The sequence below is a fragment of the Tateyamaria sp. LSS28 genome, from assembly GCF_059611725.1.
Map to the genome: position 1 here is coordinate 269238 of NZ_JCAPFI010000005.1, position 17959 is coordinate 287196.

Annotated in this window: 16 protein-coding genes; 7 read left to right on the forward strand and 9 right to left on the reverse strand. The window is 58.9% G+C overall.

The window, feature by feature from the left end:
* Nucleotides 1-10: 10 nt before the first annotated feature.
* From AC53L6_RS17005 to cysE, 5 genes are all read left to right on the forward strand, one after another.
* Nucleotides 11-643, forward strand: coding sequence for a DUF2460 domain-containing protein (locus tag AC53L6_RS17005; protein ID WP_299772318.1), 633 nt, complete (start codon nt 11-13; stop codon nt 641-643).
* A complete protein-coding gene (locus AC53L6_RS17010; RefSeq protein WP_299206605.1) occupies nt 643-1530 on the forward strand; it encodes a phage/gene transfer agent baseplate hub protein in 888 nt (295 codons plus the stop codon). The genes AC53L6_RS17005 and AC53L6_RS17010 overlap by 1 nt, the downstream gene beginning before the upstream one ends.
* Nucleotides 1527-1976 (forward strand): NlpC/P60 family protein, encoded by a 450-nt coding sequence (locus AC53L6_RS17015; RefSeq protein ID WP_299603109.1) that lies wholly within the window; start codon nt 1527-1529, stop codon nt 1974-1976. The genes AC53L6_RS17010 and AC53L6_RS17015 overlap by 4 nt, the downstream gene beginning before the upstream one ends.
* Nucleotides 1976-5917: a baseplate multidomain protein megatron gene (locus tag AC53L6_RS17020; RefSeq protein WP_496908712.1), complete on the forward strand. Its 3942-nt coding sequence runs from the start codon at nt 1976-1978 to the stop codon at nt 5915-5917. The genes AC53L6_RS17015 and AC53L6_RS17020 overlap by 1 nt, the downstream gene beginning before the upstream one ends.
* A gap of 189 nt (nt 5918-6106) precedes the next feature.
* Nucleotides 6107-6916: a serine O-acetyltransferase gene (gene cysE, locus AC53L6_RS17025; protein ID WP_299206599.1), complete on the forward strand. Its 810-nt coding sequence runs from the start codon at nt 6107-6109 to the stop codon at nt 6914-6916.
* A gap of 131 nt (nt 6917-7047) precedes the next feature.
* Here cysE and AC53L6_RS17030 read toward each other — a convergent pair whose 3' ends face one another.
* The 6 genes from AC53L6_RS17030 to AC53L6_RS17055 all read right to left on the reverse strand — a co-directional run bounded on the left by AC53L6_RS17030 (nt 7048) and on the right by AC53L6_RS17055 (nt 13282).
* The gene (locus tag AC53L6_RS17030; protein ID WP_496908713.1) at nt 7048-8343 is read right to left on the reverse strand and encodes a pyruvate dehydrogenase complex dihydrolipoamide acetyltransferase; all 1296 of its coding nucleotides are present in this window, start codon (nt 8341-8343) and stop codon (nt 7048-7050) included.
* Between the two features lie 12 nt (nt 8344-8355).
* Entirely contained in the window at nt 8356-9720 is a 1365-nt protein-coding gene (locus AC53L6_RS17035) for a pyruvate dehydrogenase complex E1 component subunit beta (RefSeq protein WP_496908714.1), read from the reverse strand.
* A 14-nt stretch (nt 9721-9734) separates the two neighbouring features.
* A complete protein-coding gene (gene pdhA / locus AC53L6_RS17040) occupies nt 9735-10724 on the reverse strand; it encodes a pyruvate dehydrogenase (acetyl-transferring) E1 component subunit alpha (RefSeq protein ID WP_299206593.1) in 990 nt (329 codons plus the stop codon).
* 125 nt (nt 10725-10849) lie between these two features.
* Nucleotides 10850-11149 (reverse strand): FtsB family cell division protein, encoded by a 300-nt coding sequence (locus AC53L6_RS17045; protein ID WP_299603088.1) that lies wholly within the window; start codon nt 11147-11149, stop codon nt 10850-10852.
* A gap of 93 nt (nt 11150-11242) precedes the next feature.
* Nucleotides 11243-12016 (reverse strand): SDR family NAD(P)-dependent oxidoreductase, encoded by a 774-nt coding sequence (locus tag AC53L6_RS17050; RefSeq protein ID WP_496908715.1) that lies wholly within the window; start codon nt 12014-12016, stop codon nt 11243-11245.
* 78 nt (nt 12017-12094) lie between these two features.
* Nucleotides 12095-13282, reverse strand: a complete 1188-nt coding sequence (locus AC53L6_RS17055; RefSeq protein WP_496908716.1) for a phosphoglycerate kinase — start codon at nt 13280-13282, stop codon at nt 12095-12097.
* 130 nt (nt 13283-13412) lie between these two features.
* On the opposite strand from AC53L6_RS17055, the gene AC53L6_RS17060 reads away from it, so the two are divergent.
* Together AC53L6_RS17060 and AC53L6_RS17065 are read left to right on the forward strand one after the other, a co-directional pair.
* Nucleotides 13413-13922 (forward strand): peptidylprolyl isomerase, encoded by a 510-nt coding sequence (locus tag AC53L6_RS17060; protein WP_299549276.1) that lies wholly within the window; start codon nt 13413-13415, stop codon nt 13920-13922.
* Nucleotides 13912-14472 (forward strand): peptidylprolyl isomerase, encoded by a 561-nt coding sequence (locus AC53L6_RS17065; protein ID WP_496908717.1) that lies wholly within the window; start codon nt 13912-13914, stop codon nt 14470-14472. The genes AC53L6_RS17060 and AC53L6_RS17065 overlap by 11 nt, the downstream gene beginning before the upstream one ends.
* A 112-nt stretch (nt 14473-14584) precedes the next feature.
* On the opposite strand, the gene AC53L6_RS17070 is transcribed toward AC53L6_RS17065, so the two are convergent.
* The 3 genes from AC53L6_RS17070 to AC53L6_RS17080 are packed head-to-tail and all read right to left on the reverse strand — an operon-like array spanning nt 14585 to nt 17897.
* The gene (locus tag AC53L6_RS17070; RefSeq protein WP_496908718.1) at nt 14585-16051 is read right to left on the reverse strand and encodes an MFS transporter; all 1467 of its coding nucleotides are present in this window, start codon (nt 16049-16051) and stop codon (nt 14585-14587) included.
* A gap of 12 nt (nt 16052-16063) precedes the next feature.
* Nucleotides 16064-16576, reverse strand: a complete 513-nt coding sequence (locus AC53L6_RS17075; RefSeq protein ID WP_299206578.1) for a bactofilin family protein — start codon at nt 16574-16576, stop codon at nt 16064-16066.
* Complete coding sequence (locus tag AC53L6_RS17080; protein ID WP_299703041.1) at nt 16566-17897, reverse strand: M23 family metallopeptidase; 1332 nt, start codon at nt 17895-17897, stop codon at nt 16566-16568. The genes AC53L6_RS17075 and AC53L6_RS17080 overlap by 11 nt, the downstream gene beginning before the upstream one ends.
* Nucleotides 17898-17959: the final 62 nt, after the last annotated feature.

Below are 17959 nucleotides of genomic sequence, written 5' to 3' on the forward strand. Positions count from 1 at the left end.
AGCCAAGGCCATGAATTTTCACGAGGTTCGATTTCCCGCGTCCTTGAGCTTTGGCTCGGTCGGGGGACCGGAGCGCCGGACAGAGGTTGTAACACTCGCCAACGGGTTCGAGGAACGGAACACGCCCTGGGCACACTCGCGTCGCCGCTATGACGCGGGACTGGGGATGCGGTCACTGGATGACGTGGAAACCCTAATTGCTTTCTTTGAAGCACGCATGGGGCAGATGTACGGGTTCCGTTGGAAGGATTGGGCGGACTTCAAGTCGGGTGCGGCGAGTGCTGATCCAACCTTTCTGGATCAGACGATTGCCACCGGCGATGGGGTGCAAGCTACGTTTCCGCTGCTCAAGACGTATCGATCAGGAGAGTTTGCCTATTCACGACCGATCTCGAAGCCCGTTTCCGGAACAGTGCGCGTGGGTCTTGGGCGTGATGAGATGCAAGAAGGGGTCGACTACGAAGTCGAATTGAACACCGGGCTTGTCACCTTTCAGCATCCGCCGGAGCAGGATGAAGAGATCACCGCCGGCTTTGAATTCGATGTGCCTGTGCGCTTTGATACGGACCAAATTCAGACATCCGTAGCCAGTTTTCAGGCGGGTACCGTTCCGAATGTGCCCATTGTCGAGGTGCGTGTGTGATGAGCGGGCAGAGCGAAGAGTTTCTTGCGCACACGGCAAAGGGCGTTACGACCCTGTGTCGGGCTTGGGCCATTCTACGGACGGATGGCAAGACTTTCGGGTTTACCGACCATGACACGCCGCTGACCTTTGACGGGCTTGAGTTTCGTGCTGACACCGGCTTGTCTGCTGCGGCGTTGGCGCAGAGCACTGGCCTGAGCGTTGACAATACAGAAGCGCTGGGCGCGCTGACTGATGCGTCGGTGCGCGAAGACGAGATCGAAGCAGGGCGCTTTGACAATGCGGAGGTCCGCGCGTGGTTGGTGAACTGGGCTGATCCTGATGTTCGCTGGTTGCAGTTTCGAGGCTCCATCGGTGAGCTGCGGCGTTCTGGTGGAGCTTTTCATGCTGAACTGCGCGGCTTGACTGAGGCATTGAACCGGCCGTTGGGCCGCATCTATCAAAAGCCATGTACCGCTGTTCTGGGTGACCGTGCATGCCGTTTCAATCTGGAGCAGCCGGGGTATCGGTTCGAAGGGCAGCCAGATCGCGTGATCGATGGTCGGATCTTTGAGTGGGACGATCTGAGCGGCTTTGAGCCGCAGTGGTTCATGCGAGGGCGGCTTGATGTCACGTCCGGACCTGCCAGTGGTCTGTGGGGCATGATCAAGCGCGATGTCGTCGAAGATGGTGTGCGCCGGATCGAGCTTTGGGAAGCGGTGCGCGGCCAGGTCAGTGCGCAGGACCAAGTGCGTTTGACGGCAGGTTGTGACAAGCGGTTCGAAACCTGTCGCCTGAAGTTTGCCAACCTTTTGAACTTCCAAGGTTTCCCGGACTTGCCCAGTGACGACTGGATGATGGCATATCCGACAACCGGTGGCTCAAACAGCGGAGGCAGCCTGCGATGACACTGGCGCATTCCTTTATTGTGGATGAAGCGCGCGCCTGGATCGGCACGCCGTACATTCACCAGATGGCCGCGCGTGGGGCAGGCACTGATTGTCTTGGGCTTATCCGTGGGGTTTGGCGTGCCGTGGTCGGCAGCGAACCGGAGCGGCCGCCTGCATACAGCATGGATTGGTCTGAGCCGCAGGGACAAGAACAACTCTGGGCAGCGGCGCTGCGCCATCTGTCACCAAAGACAGTGTCATTGGCGGCGTGTGGAGATGTGATCCTGTTTCGTATGCGCGAGGGCGGGGTGGCCAAACACCTTGGTATTCAGTCAGACGTGGGCACTGCGCCTAAGTTTATTCACGCCTATAGCGGTCACGGCGTTGTCGAGAGCCCGCTGAGTGCACCGTGGGCTCGACGGATCGTGGCCCGTTTTCAATTCCCTGATGTGGAGGCCGACTGATGGCGACCGTAGTACTTTCTGCCGCTGGGGCGGCTATTGGCGGCTCGATTGGTGGCTCTGCGCTTGGGTTGTCATCCGTTGCCATCGGGCGTGCCATTGGTGCGACCTTGGGCAAGGTGATTGATCAGCGTGTTATGGGTCAGGGGTCTGAGGTCGTTGAGCATGGTAAGGTGGACCGGTTTCGCTTGTCGAATTCGGGTGAAGGCGCACCGATTTCCCAGCTTTATGGGCGTATGCGCTTGGGTGGGCAGGTGATCTGGTCCTCGGACTTTCTGGAGACTGTTACCGTAACAGGCGGCGGAGGAGGAGGCGGCAAGGGTGGCCCGGCACCGTCACCACAGCCCGAGGTTCGTGAATACAGCTATTCGCTGAGCATGGCACTTGCTGTCTGCGAAGGAGAAATCGCCCGTATCGGCCGCGTCTGGGCCGATGGCGAAGAAGTTGCGATCAATGATCTGAACATGCGCGTTTATAAGGGAACGCAGGATCAATTGCCGGACCCGCTGATGGAAGCCATTGAAGGGCAGGGGTTGGTGCCGGCGTATCGTGGAACCGCCTATGTCGTGATTGAAAACCTGGCCTTGGGCCCTTTTGGCAATCGGGTCCCGCAGTTTTCGTTCGAGGTTATACGCCCGGAGCAGCCAGAAGAAGCCGGGGCCGAGGAAGAGATTACCCGCGCTGTCAAAGCCGTCGCGCTGATGCCGGGAACCGGAGAATATGCGCTGGCAACGACGCCGGTGAACTATGTTGACCAAAATCGCGGTCGCTGGAGTGCCAACATTAACACGCCGGCAGGCCAGCCCGACTTTAACATGTCTCTTGATGCGCTGAGTGATGAGCTGCCGAATTGTGAGGCCGCTTCGTTGATTGTGTCGTGGTTTGGGAATGACTTGCGCTGCGGGTCTTGCCAGGTGCAGCCGAAGGTAGAGCGCCGCGACATTGAGGGTGAGAACATGCCCTGGCGCGTCGCTGGAGTGTCACGCCATGGGGTGGCGGAGATCGCTCGTGTCGATGATCGTCCGATCTATGGCGGCACACCAGCGGATGGGTCGGTCATCCAAGCGATTCAAGCCATGAACGCGTCTGAAAGAAAAGTCATGTTCTATCCGTTCATTCTGATGGATCAGCTGGATGGCAACGAGCTTCCCAACCCTTATGCTCCGGATGACACGCAGCCTCACCTTCCGTGGCGCGGCAGGATCACCTTATCGCGGGTACCGGGTATTGACGGATCACCGGATGGGACCGCTGCCGCAGAGGCAGAGGTCGATGCATTCTTTGGCAATGTAAATGCGTCGCACTTCAATACTCACGGAAGCTATCAGTATACGGGCCCGCAAGAATGGACGTTGTCGCGGTTCATTTTGCATTACGCTGCACTTTGCCGTCAGGCTGGAGGGGTAGACGCATTCTGCATTGGGTCGGAGATGCGTGGTTTGACGCAAATTCGCGGTACAGGAAACCAATTCTATGCCGTCCAGAAAATGCGAGAGTTGGCGGCTCAGGTGCGCATTATTCTGGGCCCAGACACCAAGATCAGCTACGCCGCCGATTGGACGGAGTACTTTGGGTATCAGCCGCAAGACGGGAGTGGCGATCGCTATTTTCACCTGGATCCTCTGTGGGCAGATGAGAACATCGACTTCATCGGGATCGACAACTACATGCCGATTTCGGATTGGCGCGATGGCGAAGATCATGCGGACGCAGAGTGGCAGAGCGTATACAACATCGACTACCTGCGCTCCAACATTGAGGGTGGCGAGGGCTACGATTGGTATTATCGGTCACAGGAAGCCGATACTGCGCAGATAAGAACGCCAATCACAGATGGCGCGCATGACGAGCCTTGGGTTTATCGGTACAAGGACATCCGAAATTGGTGGGGCAATGCGCATCACGAACGCATCGGAGGTGTGCGGTCAGTCCTGCCTACGTCTTGGCTCCCGGAGTCCAAGCCAATCTGGTTCACAGAGCTTGGGTGCGCTGCCATCGACAAGGGCACAAATCAGCCAAACAAGTTTTTGGACCAGAAATCATCAGAAAGCAGCCTGCCGAAGTATTCGAATGGTGCGCGTGACGACCTGATCCAGAAGCAATACCTCAGGGCGATGCATTCGTATTGGCGGGCTACCGAGAACAATCCAGTATCGGTTGAGTATGAGGCTCCGATGGTGGACATGTCTCGAGCCTTTGTCTGGGCTTGGGATGCAAGGCCGTATCCATTCTTTCCAAATTCGCTGCGCATTTGGTCCGATGGAGAGAACTACCCGCGTGGTCACTGGATCAACGGGCGCACGTCGGGCCGGTCGCTTGCGTCGGTTGTTGGTGAAATCTGCGAGCGGTCCGGGCTACAACACTACGACACATCTGAGCTGTTTGGATATGTGCGTGGGTTTGTTGTTGATGATGTCACAGATGCGCGGGGGGCGTTGCAGCCGCTGATGCTGCGATTTGCTTTTGATGCAATTGAGCGTGATGGTGTTCTGAAGTTTGTCTCGCGCTCGGGAACAGGGGCGGTTGAACTGCCGCCGGAAACACTTGCAATCCACTCTGACCTCAATGGCCGCTTGGAGCAGTCGCGCGAATCCGAGGCAGAGTTGGCGGGACGTGTACGTGTTCGCTTTGTACAGACTGACGGGAACTTCGACGTGCTGTCGGAGGAAGCCATTCTGGCGGACGATACCACGCATGCCGTATCCACGAGTGAGATTGCGATGGCTTTGACCCGTCCCGAGGGTCGGCAAGTGGCAGAGCGTTGGTTGACCGAGGCGAGGGTTGCCCGCGAAGCAATCAAGCTTGCGCTGCCGCCGTCACAAATTGGTGTAGGTGCTGGTGACGTTATCGAGGTGACGGCCGATCAATCTGAAGGTGCTGGGCTTTACCGCGTGGACCGGGTGGAACAAGGCCAGATGCAGTTGTTGGAAGCTGTGCGGATTGAACCTGAAGTATATACGCCTTCGGATCTTGCCGACGAGTTGGCAGGTGTCCGTGAGTTTGTTCCACCGGTTCCATTGACATCAGTATTCATGGACTTGCCATTGCTCACTGGGGATGAGGTGGAGCACGCACCACATCTGGCCGTGACAGGCTCACCTTGGCCGGGTGGCGTGGCGGTGTATCAGTCGCCAACTGACTCTGACTTTGTGCTCAACACAGTGATTGCCGCCCGGGCGAATATCGGCTTTCTGAATTCGCCCTTGCCGCGTGCCGTGCCCGGGCTGGTAGATCGAGGTGCTCCACTTGATGTTAAAATGATCCATGGGACTCTGCAGTCAATCCCAGAGTCCGCGTTTCTGAGCGGTGGAAATCTTGTTGCTGTCGGAGATGGTTCGCCTGACAACTGGGAGCTGATCCAGTTCAAGGACGCCGAGTTGATTGGGCCGAACCAGTATTTGCTGTCCAACAGGTTGCGCGGACAAGCTGGAACGGATGCCTATATTCCTATTGAATGGCCAGTTGGTTCTTGGTTCGTGCACATGAACGGTGTTCCGTCTCAGATCAATCTGCTTCGCTCTTTGCGTCGGATCTCGCAAACTTTCCGAATTGGGCCGTCCAAGCGCAGCTATGACGACCCATCTTATACGGAGGCCATTCATGCCTTTAATGGGAATGGATTGAGGCCCTATGCACCGGTTCATCTTAAGCTTGCCAGCAGCGGTACCGGTGTTGATGTCGAGTGGGTTCGTCGCACGAGATTGGATGGTGACGGTTGGGACTTGCCTGAGGTACCGCTGGCTGAAGAGACAGAGAGCTATACAGTTCGGGTAGGGACGCTTGGACAAGTTGTTCGTGAAGTTGTCGTATCAGAGCCGTCTTGGACATACACAAGCGCTATGCAGCAAGCTGATGGACTTACTGGAGATTTTGAGGTCTCGGTGGCCCAGAACTCTGCCCGATTTGGGCCAGGGCCGTTCAAAACAGCGATCTGGTCTGAATGACATGGCCATTCGAACAGGGGCTATGCAGCCTGTAGCACTTGCGCGGCATTAACTGTGTTGGGAGCTTTGCCGTCGACCAAGCCTGCGCAGGCTTGGTCAAATGATCCAATTTCGAGATGGGACACATCACGGGTTTGCGTTTGGAGAAAAAGTCTTAAATAGGGTAGGAAGAATCCGAAAGGACACTCTATGGCTGACCTACGCACAAACATCGCTTCGATTGATCCGGTCTGGGACCAGATTACGGAAGAGGCGCGCCGAGCTGTTTCAGACGAACCGTTGATCGGTGGGTTCGTACACGCATGCATTCTACATCACAAATCTGTGGAAAAAGCGCTGTCTTATCGGATCGCGGCCAAGCTGGCTTCGAACGAGATGTCCATGGTTGTCGTGCGGGAGATCGTCGAAGAAGCCTACCAGAAGTCACCAGCGCTGGTAGAGGCCGCTCGCGCAGACCTTGTTGCTGTTTATGAACGTGACCCAGCTTGCCATCGGTTGCTGCAGCCCATCTTGTACTTCAAGGGGTATCAGGCGATGCAGGCGTACCGTGTGGGGCACTTTCTCTGGCAGGAAGGCCATACCGACCTTGCCTATTTCTTCCAGATGCGCGTGTCCGAGATATTTGGTGTAGACATTCACCCAGCCGCGCACATTGGCAAGGGCATCATGATCGATCACGCACATTCCATCGTTATCGGTGAAACCGCTGTTGTGGGCGACAACGTATCCATGTTGCATTCCGTCACCCTGGGCGGGACCGGCAAAGAGGAAGAAGATCGGCACCCCAAGATCGGTGATGGTGTTCTTATTGGTGCTGGTGCCAAAGTGCTTGGAAACATTCGGGTGGGTAACTGCAGCCGTATTGCAGCGGGTTCTGTTGTTTTGGAAGAGGTCCCGCCGTGCAAAACAGTTGCTGGAATTCCGGCGCGGATTGTAGGCGAGGCTGGCTGTGATCAACCCTCGGTATCCATGAACCACATGCTGGGTAAGGATCAGTAAGCGATCTATCTTGCGATTGTGAAAACTAGCTGAAAGTCATTGTTGTTGATGCTGATTTTTTAGTCTTGGCAAATCAGGTGCAGCCGAATAGCGAGTAGAGCCCCTGGCGTTCGCCAGGGGTTTTTTCTGTATCAAGCAAGCATTGCCAATGGATTTTCCAGATTGTCCACAATTGCTTTCAAAAGGTTCGCACCAAGAGCTCCGTCAATCACACGGTGATCCACGGATAGGGTGACGGACATCACGGTCGCGACTTCCAATTCTCCATCCGCGCCTACCACTGGTTTTTTGACACCGGCACCAACGGCGAGAATTGCGCCGTGTGGGGGATTGATAACCGCGTCGAAGTTGTCGATCCCAAACATACCCAAGTTCGAGATGGCGAAACTACCACCCTGATACTCATGCGGGGCGAGTTTACGATCACGGGCGCGACCGGCCAAATCCTTCATCTCCGCGGAAAGTGCGGACAGCGATTTCTGATGTGCGTCTTGCAACACGGGTGTGAAAAGGCCGCCTTCAATTGCTACTGCGACGGCAACATCGGAAGGCGTGAGCTTGAGCACTTTGTCACCTGCCCAAACCGCGTTCGCGTCAGGCACTTGTTGCAGCGCCAGCGCGCAGGCTTTGATGATAAAGTCGTTCACGGACAGTTTCACCCCGCGCTCGGACAGTTGTCCATTCAGGGTGCTGCGGAATTCGAGCAATGCATCCAGCTTGATATCGCGCCGGAGGTAGAAGTGTGGGACCGTCTGCTTAGCTTCGGTGAGCCGCGCAGCAATGGTTTTCCGCATTCCGTCGAGTTTGACCTCTTCGTATTCGCGACCCTCGTACATCTTCGCAATAGTGTCGCTGCTCGGACCGGTAGGGGCCGCCGCAGGAGCGGCTGTTGCCATCGCAGCGGTTGCCTGCGCAGGAGCGGCCTCTGCCTTTTCAACATCTGCTTTCACAATCCTGCCATGCGGCCCTGACCCTTTGATCACACCGAGGTCTAGCCCCTTCTGCGCGGCAATCCGGCGGGCGAGAGGGGATGCAAAAATGCGTGTTCCATCGCTGCTCTTCGGCGCAGATGGAGCAGAAGTTGCCGCTGCGGCGGCTGTCGGTTCGCTGGCTGGAGCTTCCACGGATGCTGCTTCAGGTACCGCCGTCGATGCGCCAACATCGCCAATATCATCGGCGCTTTCGCCGTCTTCCAACAACACGGCGATGGGGGTGTTGACTTTCACTCCTTCCGAACCTTCCGCGATCAGGATCTTGCCGACGATCCCTTCATCGACCGCTTCGAATTCCATGGTTGCCTTGTCGGTCTCGATCTCGGCCAGTAGATCACCAGACGATACGGTATCCCCTTCTTTCACCAGCCATTTCGCAAGTGTACCTTCCTCCATGGTCGGAGACAGTGCGGGCATGAGAATTTCTGTCGGCATGTCTGCGGCTCCTTAGCGGTAGGTGACTTGCTTGACGGCTTCGATCACCTCGTCCGTGGTGATCAGCGCGTGCTTTTCGAGGTTCGCGGCATACGGCATTGGAACATCCTTGCCTGTGCAGTTGATGACCGGTGCATCGAGGTAGTCGAAGGCCTGCTGCATGATGACCGAGCTGATGTAGTTGCCTACAGACCCTTGCGGCCAACCCTCTTCAACTGTCACACAGCGATTTGTTTTCATTACCGAATTGATGATCGTGCCCGTATCCATCGGGCGCAGGGTACGCAGGTCGATAACCTCGGCATTGATGCCATCAGCGGCCAGCTTGTCCGCAGCCTCTAGCGCGTATTGCATCCCGATGCCGAACGATACGATGGTTACGTCTTCACCCTCACGCCAGATCCGGGCCTTTCCGAACGGAACTGTGAAATCGTCCATGTCCGGCACATCGAAGGTGCGGCCGTAGAGAATCTCGTTTTCCAGGAAGATCACCGGGTTGTTGTCGCGGATGGCCGTTTTCATCAGACCTTTGGCGTCCGAGGCCGAATAGGGCATGACCACCTTCAAACCCGGAACCTGCATGTACCACGCCGCGTAGTCCTGAGAGTGCTGGGCACCCACGCGGGCGGCAGCACCGTTCGGGCCGCGGAAGACCATGGGCGCACCCATCTGACCACCGGACATATACAGCGTCTTGGCTGCCGAGTTGATGATCTGGTCAATCGCCTGCATCGCGAAGTTGAAGGTCATGAACTCGACAATCGGGCGCAAGCCACCGAACGCAGCACCGACACCGATCCCGGCAAAGCCGTGTTCCGTGATGGGCGTGTCAATCACACGCTTTGCCCCGAACTCGTCCAGCAGACCCTGAGACACCTTGTAAGCACCCTGGTACTCGGCCACTTCCTCGCCCATCAGGAACACGGTGTCGTCGGACCGCATCTCTTCGGCCATGGCATCGCGCAACGCTTCGCGGACCGTTTGCTCCTTCATCGCGGTGCCTTCCGGCCAGTCCGGCGTCAGGTCGACCTGCGGTGCGGCAGGCGCCGCCGCAGCGGCAGATGCAGATGCTTCAACCGCAGGGGCGGCTTCGGCTGCCGGGGCAGGGGCGGCAGATACGTCGCCGACCTCTTCACCTTCCTCGACCAGAATGGCGATGGGCGTGTTCACCTTCACACCCTCGGTGCCTTCCGCGATCAGGATCTTGCCGACGATCCCTTCATCGACAGCTTCGAACTCCATCGTCGCCTTGTCGGTCTCGATCTCGGCCATGATGTCGCCGGACGATACCGTATCGCCCTCTTTCACCAGCCATTTTGCAAGCGTGCCTTCCTCCATTGTGGGGGACAGGGCGGGCATGAGAATTTCGGTTGCCATAAGTCTGTCTCCCCTCAGGCGTAAATATCTGTCCAAAGCTCGTCGAGCGCGGGCTCGGGGCTTTCTTTCGCAAACTCGGCCGAGGCGTTCACGATTTCCTTGATTTCCTTGTCGATGGCCTTCAGGTCATCCTCGGTCGCGTGCTTGCCGGTCAGCAGCATGGACCGCACCGCCTCGATCGGATCACGCTCATCGCGCATCTTCTGCACTTCCTCGCGGGTGCGATACTTGGCCGGATCGGACATCGAGTGCCCGCGATACCGATATGTCTTGATCTCAAGGATATACGGACCCTTGCCAGCCCGGCAGTGCGCAACGGCCTTCTGACCGGCGGCCTTCACCGCCAACACATCCATGCCATCTACTTCCTCGCCGGGGATGCCATAAGCCGCACCACGTTCCCAATAGCTGGGCGACTTCGTTGACCGCTTGGTGGAGGTGCCCATGGCGTACTGGTTGTTCTCTATGACGAATACGACCGGCAGGTCCCACAGCTCGGCCATGTTATAGGCCTCGTAGACTTGGCCCTGGTTGGCCGCACCATCACCGAAATAGGTAAAGGTGACGCGCCCGTTTTCCTTATACTTGTCAGCAAAGGCGAGGCCCGCACCAAGGGGCACCTGCGCGGCAACGATGCCATGGCCCCCATAGAAATGCTTCTCTTTCGAGAACATGTGCATGGAGCCACCCTTGCCCTTGGAGTAGCCGCCCTCGCGACCCGTCAGCTCGGCCATCACGCCATTGGGATCCATGCCACAGGCCAGCATGTGGCCGTGATCGCGGTAGGACGTGATACGTTTGTCGCCTTCCTCGGCCGCAGCCTCTAAACCGACAACCACGGCTTCCTGCCCGATATAAAGGTGGCAAAACCCACCGATCAGGCCCATGCCGTACAACTGCCCGGCTTTTTCCTCGAACCGGCGGATCAGCAACATGTCGCGGTAGTAGCCCTGCAGCTCCTCCGCTGACACGTTTGGTTTCGTTTGGGCTTTGCGCGCGGCCATGGCGGCGACCTCCCTGACAAGGAATAGTTTAGCGTTAAACTATTCCCTACAGGATTCGTTCACGCGAGGCGAGTGCCAATCTGCCGCAAGGGCAACTTGCACCAATAATGCTTGTTTTTCAGGGGTCAACGTATGACGATTTCGTCACTGCGCAACATGCCGAGCACGCTGCGGGCCTGTTCGTCTAGCAGGTCAAGGTCTAGGTAATCATCCGACAAACGCTTGGTCAGGTTCTCCATCTGTGCCACCTGCACTTGGACCTCAGAAAGCTGGCGCGACAGGTCCCGCGCTTCCGCTTCAATCTCGGCGCGGCGGAACAGACCAAAATCACCCTGCACGGCGGCAAAGGTGAAATAGATCGCCAAGGCGAACGTAATCGAGAAGAAGATAAATGTGCCCACGGCGGGGCGCGCTGTACGGGTCATGTGAAACTACTGCCTTTGATCCCACCTCTTTGGGCGGTTTCAAACACTATGCCACAGGTGATTCGCGCTGTGAATCCCTTTTGTTTAAAAGGTTTAGTGTTTTCCCATCATTTGCGCGGCTATCCGCGTTGTCAGGGCTCGCGGCGATATCCGGGGCAGGAAAGCCAACATCTTGTTCATGGCACCGGGTACGACGATCCGCTTGCCGACCCGTGCGTGTAGCCAACCGGCCTCGGCCACGTCCCTGGCGTTCATGGGCTTCGACATCTTGAGCAGGCGCACGCCGTGCATGTCGGCGTCATCGAAAAAATTGGTGGCAGTCGCACCAGGGCACAGTGCCGTCACGGTCACGGATGATCCGCGCAATTCTTCGGCTACTGCTTCGGACAGGGACAGAACATAAGCTTTCGTGGCGTGATACACTGCCATCTGCGGACCGGGGGTGAACCCAGCGACAGAGGCGACGTTCAGGATACGCCCCTTGGGCAAACCCTGCATGTGCGGGATCGCCAGCTTCATCAGCCGGGTCAGCGCCAGCATGTTCACGTTGATCGAGGCCATCTCGCGCTCCCACCCCTGACCGGCGTCGAACGGCCCGTTATAGCCAAGGCCTGCATTGTTCACGAGGACATCGATCTCGCGTCCGTTGCTCGCTTCGGACCACAACCGGTCGACCTCTGCCATGTCGGACAGGTCGGCAGGGATCACCATCGCCTCAACCCCGTGGCTGCGAGCCTCGTCGGCGACCGTGTCCAGCTTGTCCTTGGACCGCGCGGCCAGGATCACATTGCGGCCTTCCTTGGCCGCAATGCGCGCAAACTCCACGCCCAATCCTTCGGATGCGCCGGTGATCAGTGTCCAGGCCATATCGTGTCCCCCATTTGATGCAGATCGATAGCGCATCATATGGGCTAAGGCGCGTCTGCGCCAACCGGTACGCGCTGACTATTGGGTGAGGGCGGCAACCCCGGGCAGGTCTTTGCCCTCCATCCATTCGAGGAATGCACCCCCGGCGGTCGAGATATAGGTGAAGTCATCTGCAACACCCGCCTGATTGAGCGCGGCCACCGTGTCTCCGCCACCTGCGACGGTGACCAGCTTGCCTGCCTTGGTCAGCGCTGCAGCGGCCTTGGCTGCGGTCACTGTTGCCGTATCGAATGGCGTGATCTCGAATGCGCCGAGTGGCCCGTTCCAGATCAACGTTTCCAAATCGCTAAACGCCCGTGCGATGGTGTCGGCTGCATCATCGCCAGCATCCAGAACCATCTGGTCATCTGCCAGTTTCGTATCTTGCCCAAGGGCAATCACCTCATGGTCCGCACCGGCTTTGAATTCGCGCGCGACACGTCCGTCTGTCGGCAGGATCACGGTGCAGCCTGCGTCCTTGGCTGCCGCCATGATGTCCCGCGCGGAGTTGTGCAGGTCCGCCTCTTGCAGCGATGCGCCAAGGTCCGCGCCTTGTGCCGCGATGAATGTATTGGCCATGCCCCCGCCGATGATCAACACGTCGATCTTCTTCACGAGGTTCTGCAGCAAGTCCAGCTTGGTCGACACTTTGGCTCCACCCACAACAGCCCCGACGGGACGCTTCGGGTTGGACAAGGCCGCTTCTAGCGCTTCCAGTTCCGCCTGCATCAACCGACCCGCGCAGTTGGGCAGAAGGTGGGCCACTCCGGTGGTCGAGGCATGCGCCCGGTGCGCCGCGGAAAACGCGTCGTTGCAATAGACGTCGCCGAGCGTGGCAAGGAATTGTGCCATCTGCGGATCGTTGGCTTCTTCCATTGGGGAAAAGCGGGTGTTCTCCACAAGAATGACAGCGTCGGCAGGTTGCGCGTCGATCCAGTCCCGGCTGGGACGTTCGACAAAGATGACCGCGCATCCGAACGCCTGTTCGAGCGCGGGCACGAGAGGCTGCAAAGACATCTCGGGGTTGGGCTGGCCCTTGGGCCGTCCGAAATGGGCCAGCAACACCGGGCTGCCGCCTTTTGCGCGGATGTCCTTGATGGTGGGCACGATCCGCTCAATGCGGGTGGCGTCGGTCACCCGGCCATCCTCCATGGGCACGTTGATATCGACGCGGGTCAACACGCGCTTACCGTTCAGATCCATATCATCCAGCGATTTCCAGCCCATGTTGCGCACTCCTTTGCCTCTGTGTTGGCCCTTGCATCGCGGCAAATGCACCTCGGGTCAACCGGGGTGACTTGTCCCTGCGTGCCCACCGGCTTAGTTAGATGCCCAAACCAATTGGAAAGAGGCGCACATGGCCGAGATCAAAGACCCCGAAAACACGATCCTGATGGAGCTCAAAGGCGGAACCGTCACCATTCAACTGCTGCCCGACGTGGCCCCCAAGCATGTCGAGCGGATGAAGGAACTGGCGCGCGCCGGTGAATATGACAACGTCGCATTTCACCGTGTAATCGACGGTTTCATGGCGCAGACGGGCGATGTGCAGCACGGCGACATGGAAGACGGGTTCAATATCCGCATGGCCGGCACAGGTGGTTCGGACAAGCCGGACGTTCCGGCCGAGTTCTCCAAGGTACCCCACGCTCGTGGCTCGCTGGGGGCTGCGCGGTCGGCCAACCCCGACAGCGCAAACAGCCAGTTCTTTATCAACTTCAAGGACAATGATTTCCTGAACGGTCAGTACACCGTTTATGGTCAGGTGACCTCTGGCATGGAGCACGTGGACGCCATCGTGCGGGGCGAGCCGCCTGCCGAGCCTGACCGTATGATCAGCGTGAAGGTGGCCGCCGATGTGGCGTAACCTGATCGCCGCCGCTATGCTGGCTGTCCCCGCGGGGACAGCCTTTGCGTCCGGTCTAGAGATCACGGTGAGCGGTGAGGCCAATGGCACCATCGCGATCGATCTGCTCGAAGACACGGCGCCGCAACATGTTGCGCGCATCACGGCATTGGCCGAGGGCGGCGAGTATGACGGGGTGGCCTTTCACCGGGTGATCGACGGCTTCATGGCGCAGACCGGTGACGTGCAGTTCGGCGACACCAGCGGTGACTATGATGGACGTCGCGCGGGGACCGGGGGCTCCGACCAACCGGATCTGCCAGCCGAATTTTCGGACATCACCTTTGACCGTGGGGTCGTCGGCATGGCGCGGTCGCAAAGCCCGAACAGTGCCAACAGCCAGTTCTTTATCATGTTCCAGCCGGGGCCGTTTCTGGATGGCCAGTACACCGTTGTAGGCCGCGTGACCTCGGGCCTTGAGGTGCTGGACCAGATCAAGCGGGGGCACCCGCGGTCGGGTGCGATTGAAGGTGCGCCGGATGTGATGACCAAGGTGTCGGTCACCGAGTAAAAATCTGTCCCCGCGGGGACAAAGTGGGAGGGCGTACTTTAAGTGCGCCCTTTTTTCTTTTTAGATCAGATTTTTAAGAACCAAACCTAAACGATTTAAATTGGGTTAAAGGTTAATTTTCGTTTACACTTCGGGTCAACCAGCCGAGGCCTGCGCTGATCACTACGAGCGTTGTGGCGATCCAAGCAAGCCCTGTGAATGCCGTTGTCATGGCCGCGCCGTGACCTGCTGTATCGCTCTCGATTCCGAAGCTGGCGGTGCCCCCTGCGCCTGCGTAGAGGGCAGCGACGAACCCGCCGACCGCGGCCACCGAGATGAGGCCTGCCATGCGCGTGACAGCGTTGTTGATGCCCGAGGCCGTGCCGGATTGGGTTTCGTCCACCGCTGCCATGATTGAGGTCGAGAGCGGGGCCACGACGGCTGCCATCCCGAGACCGACGAGGCACATGGCAGGCAGGATGTGACCCCAGAAATTCTGATACGGTGCGAGGATCGCCATCGCCGCGTAGCCCGTCGCAACCACCAGTGATCCCCCCATGAGTAGGGGGGCGGGCCCGATCCGGTCGGCCAGTTTGCCCGCGCGGGCCGACAAAAGCGAAATGAACACCGACATGGGCGCGAAAGCGGCGGAGGCTGCGATCTCGCTGAGCCCCCAGCCTGCGATGAATGTCATCGGCATGAAGAAGAACATCATCGACAGCGCGGAATAGAGCGTGAAAGTGAGTGCATTTGCAGCAGAGAAGGGGCGGGAGGCAAAGAGCGTGAGCGGCATCATCGGATGATCGCCACGCTTTTGCGTCCATAGGAATATCACCAGCATCACCGCGCCACCGATCAACCACATCGTCGCGTTGCCGCCATGATCAAGCGAGGTCAGTCCCCATGCGATGGCCAGCAAAGCGGCAGTGGCGGTCAGGGCACCGGGAATGTCAACGCGGGCATTCTCCTTGGCTGGGTCGTCGCCCAGATGGCGGTATAGTAGAAACAGCGCCAAGGCGCCAAGTGGCAGGTTGATTGCAAAGATCCAGCGCCACATTTCGGGCCCGCCAATGGTCAGGGTAAGCCCGCCGATGATGGGCCCGGCAGCAGTGGTGACTGCGGTTGCAGCAGCCCATGTGCCGATGGCGCGCCCCCGACTTTCGCGAGGATAGGCGCGGGCAATCAGGGCGAGCGAGCCGGGCACCATGATGGCCGCGCCCACACCCTGCACTGCGCGCGCGACAATCATGAAGAGCGGCGTGGGGGCGAGGGCGCAAAACATCGACGCCACAACAAAAAGCGCAATGCCCAGCCCAAAAACGCGGCCCAGTCCAAAACGGTCACCCATGGCCCCGCCGACAAGGATCAGGGCCGATAGCGTGAGCATATAGGCATTGTGAATCCACTGGGCCTGCACCAGCCCCGCGCCCAGGCTGTCGCGCATGGCGGGCAGGGCGATGGCCACGACCGTGCCGTCGATGATGCCGAGGGCGCTGGCGAGTACCGCCGCAACAAGGATGTAGGGGCGACTGCGTTCCGCGCAGAACCCGGGATGAAAAACGGGCGCCGCAGTGGTCTGGGGCGCCCGTGTGTCTGTCATGTGAAAAAGACCCTAGCCGTTTTGCGGCGCTGGCGATGGCTGCTGCGGTGGTGCCTTGGGCTTGTTGCCGCCCGCGTTCAGAGGATCGTCCTGACGCTGTACGGACCCTTCGAAATGGGCACCGCTTTCGATGGCGATTGTCTTGTGAATGATGTCGCCTTCGACCCGTGCGGTCGAGGTCAGGCGCACTTTCAGGCCACGGACGCGGCCCACGATGCGACCGTTGATCACGACGTCGTCCGCGACGACCTCGCCCTTGATCGTGGCGCTTTCACCGATGGTCAGCAGGTGGGCGCGAATGTCGCCCTCAACTGTGCCTTCGACCTGGATGTCGCCGGTGGTTTTCATGTTGCCCGTGACGTGCAGGTCAGCTGAGAGAAGCGAGGCGGGTGGTTTCGCCTTGGGCGCGCTGGCCTTGAATTCGCTTTGCTGTTTGGGCGCTGCGGGGGCAGGGGCGGCCGGTGCCGCTTTTTTCTCCGCATCGGTGCTGGGCGCGGGATCGTTGATTTTGCTCTTAGAAAACATCGTTGGCTGCCTTGATATAGATCATCGGGTTGACGGCTTTTCCGCCGACGCGGACTTCGTAGTGCAGATGCACGCCGGTTACCCGTCCAGACGCTCCCATATCACCTATCCGGTCCCCGCGCGAGACCTTTTGACCAACTTTCACACGCAGCCGTGACAGGTGCGCGTAGCGGGTTTCGATCCCGAATTCATGTTGGATTTTGACAAGTCTGCCATAGCCCGATTGCCAGCCTGCATGGGTCACAACGCCGTCGGCCGTGGCATAGAGCGGTGTGCCCAGACCGGCGGCGAAATCGACGCCTTTGTGCATGCGTCGACCGCCCGTTTTGGGGTCGCGGCGGAAGCCGAACGACGATGTGAAGCGGAAGGCGGATTTGACCGGGGTGGCAAAGGGGGCTTTCTGTGCGGCAATCCGGTAGAGGTTCAGCGTGTCCATCTGGTTCAGCAGGCGATTGGCACGCAGCGTGTCGGGGCTGGGTTCTTCACCCCGTGTCGAAAAGGACAGGGGGGTCAGCGGGCCACCCTGGCCGGAATAGCCGCGCCGGACTTGCTCGATAATCCGGTCGGTGGGCATGCCTGCCGAGCGGAACATCTTGTCCAGAGGCGCGACCGACACGGTCATCGCTTCTTCGAGCTGGCGGAAAATCTGATCGTTCTGTTCGCGCATCAGCGCGATTTCGGTCGCCATTGCGTCGGCGGCAAGCAGCGCATCCTGCGCGTCCTGTTCGATCTTGTCGCGTTCCGCGGCAGTTTTCGCGAGCGCGTCTGCCACAAAATCCATGGGTGCCCCACCACCATTTGCGGCGAGTGCCGTTCCTGCGCCACCGGTCTCAACCTGGTCCTGCAGCGCGGCCAGCTGTTCGCGTGCTGTTTCACGGTCCTTCATGGTGCCGCGCAGTGTCGCCTGGATCACTTCGATCCCGGTTTCAAGTTCGCGGCGGCGTGTCTCGGACGTCAGCAGTTCGGACTGCATGACGGAGATCTGTTGAAGGGCGGCGTTGAAGCGGTTTTGTGCGGCCAGTGCTTCCTCGGCGCGGGCGTCGCGTTGACCAGCCAGATCGTTCAGGCGCGCCTGGTAAGTGCTTTGATCGCGTTTGGCCTGTTCGCGGAAGTTGCCGGACCCGATGCTGTCCATGAGCAGGATGGCCGTTGCCACGATTGCCCATGCCACAACAAAAGAACTGCCCGCGAAAGCGAGCAGTTGTGTGCCGGGCCGAAGCCGGATGAACCTTGTGTCATTGTCCGATTTGAGAAAGACGCGACGCTCGGGAAAATACTTTTCCAGAAGTCCGTGCCACTTAATGCCGAGGCGTGTCCGCAAAACGCTCGTCCCTTTAGTTCCCATCCCACAGCGGCGTTCATATCCCCAAACACGACGCCCTA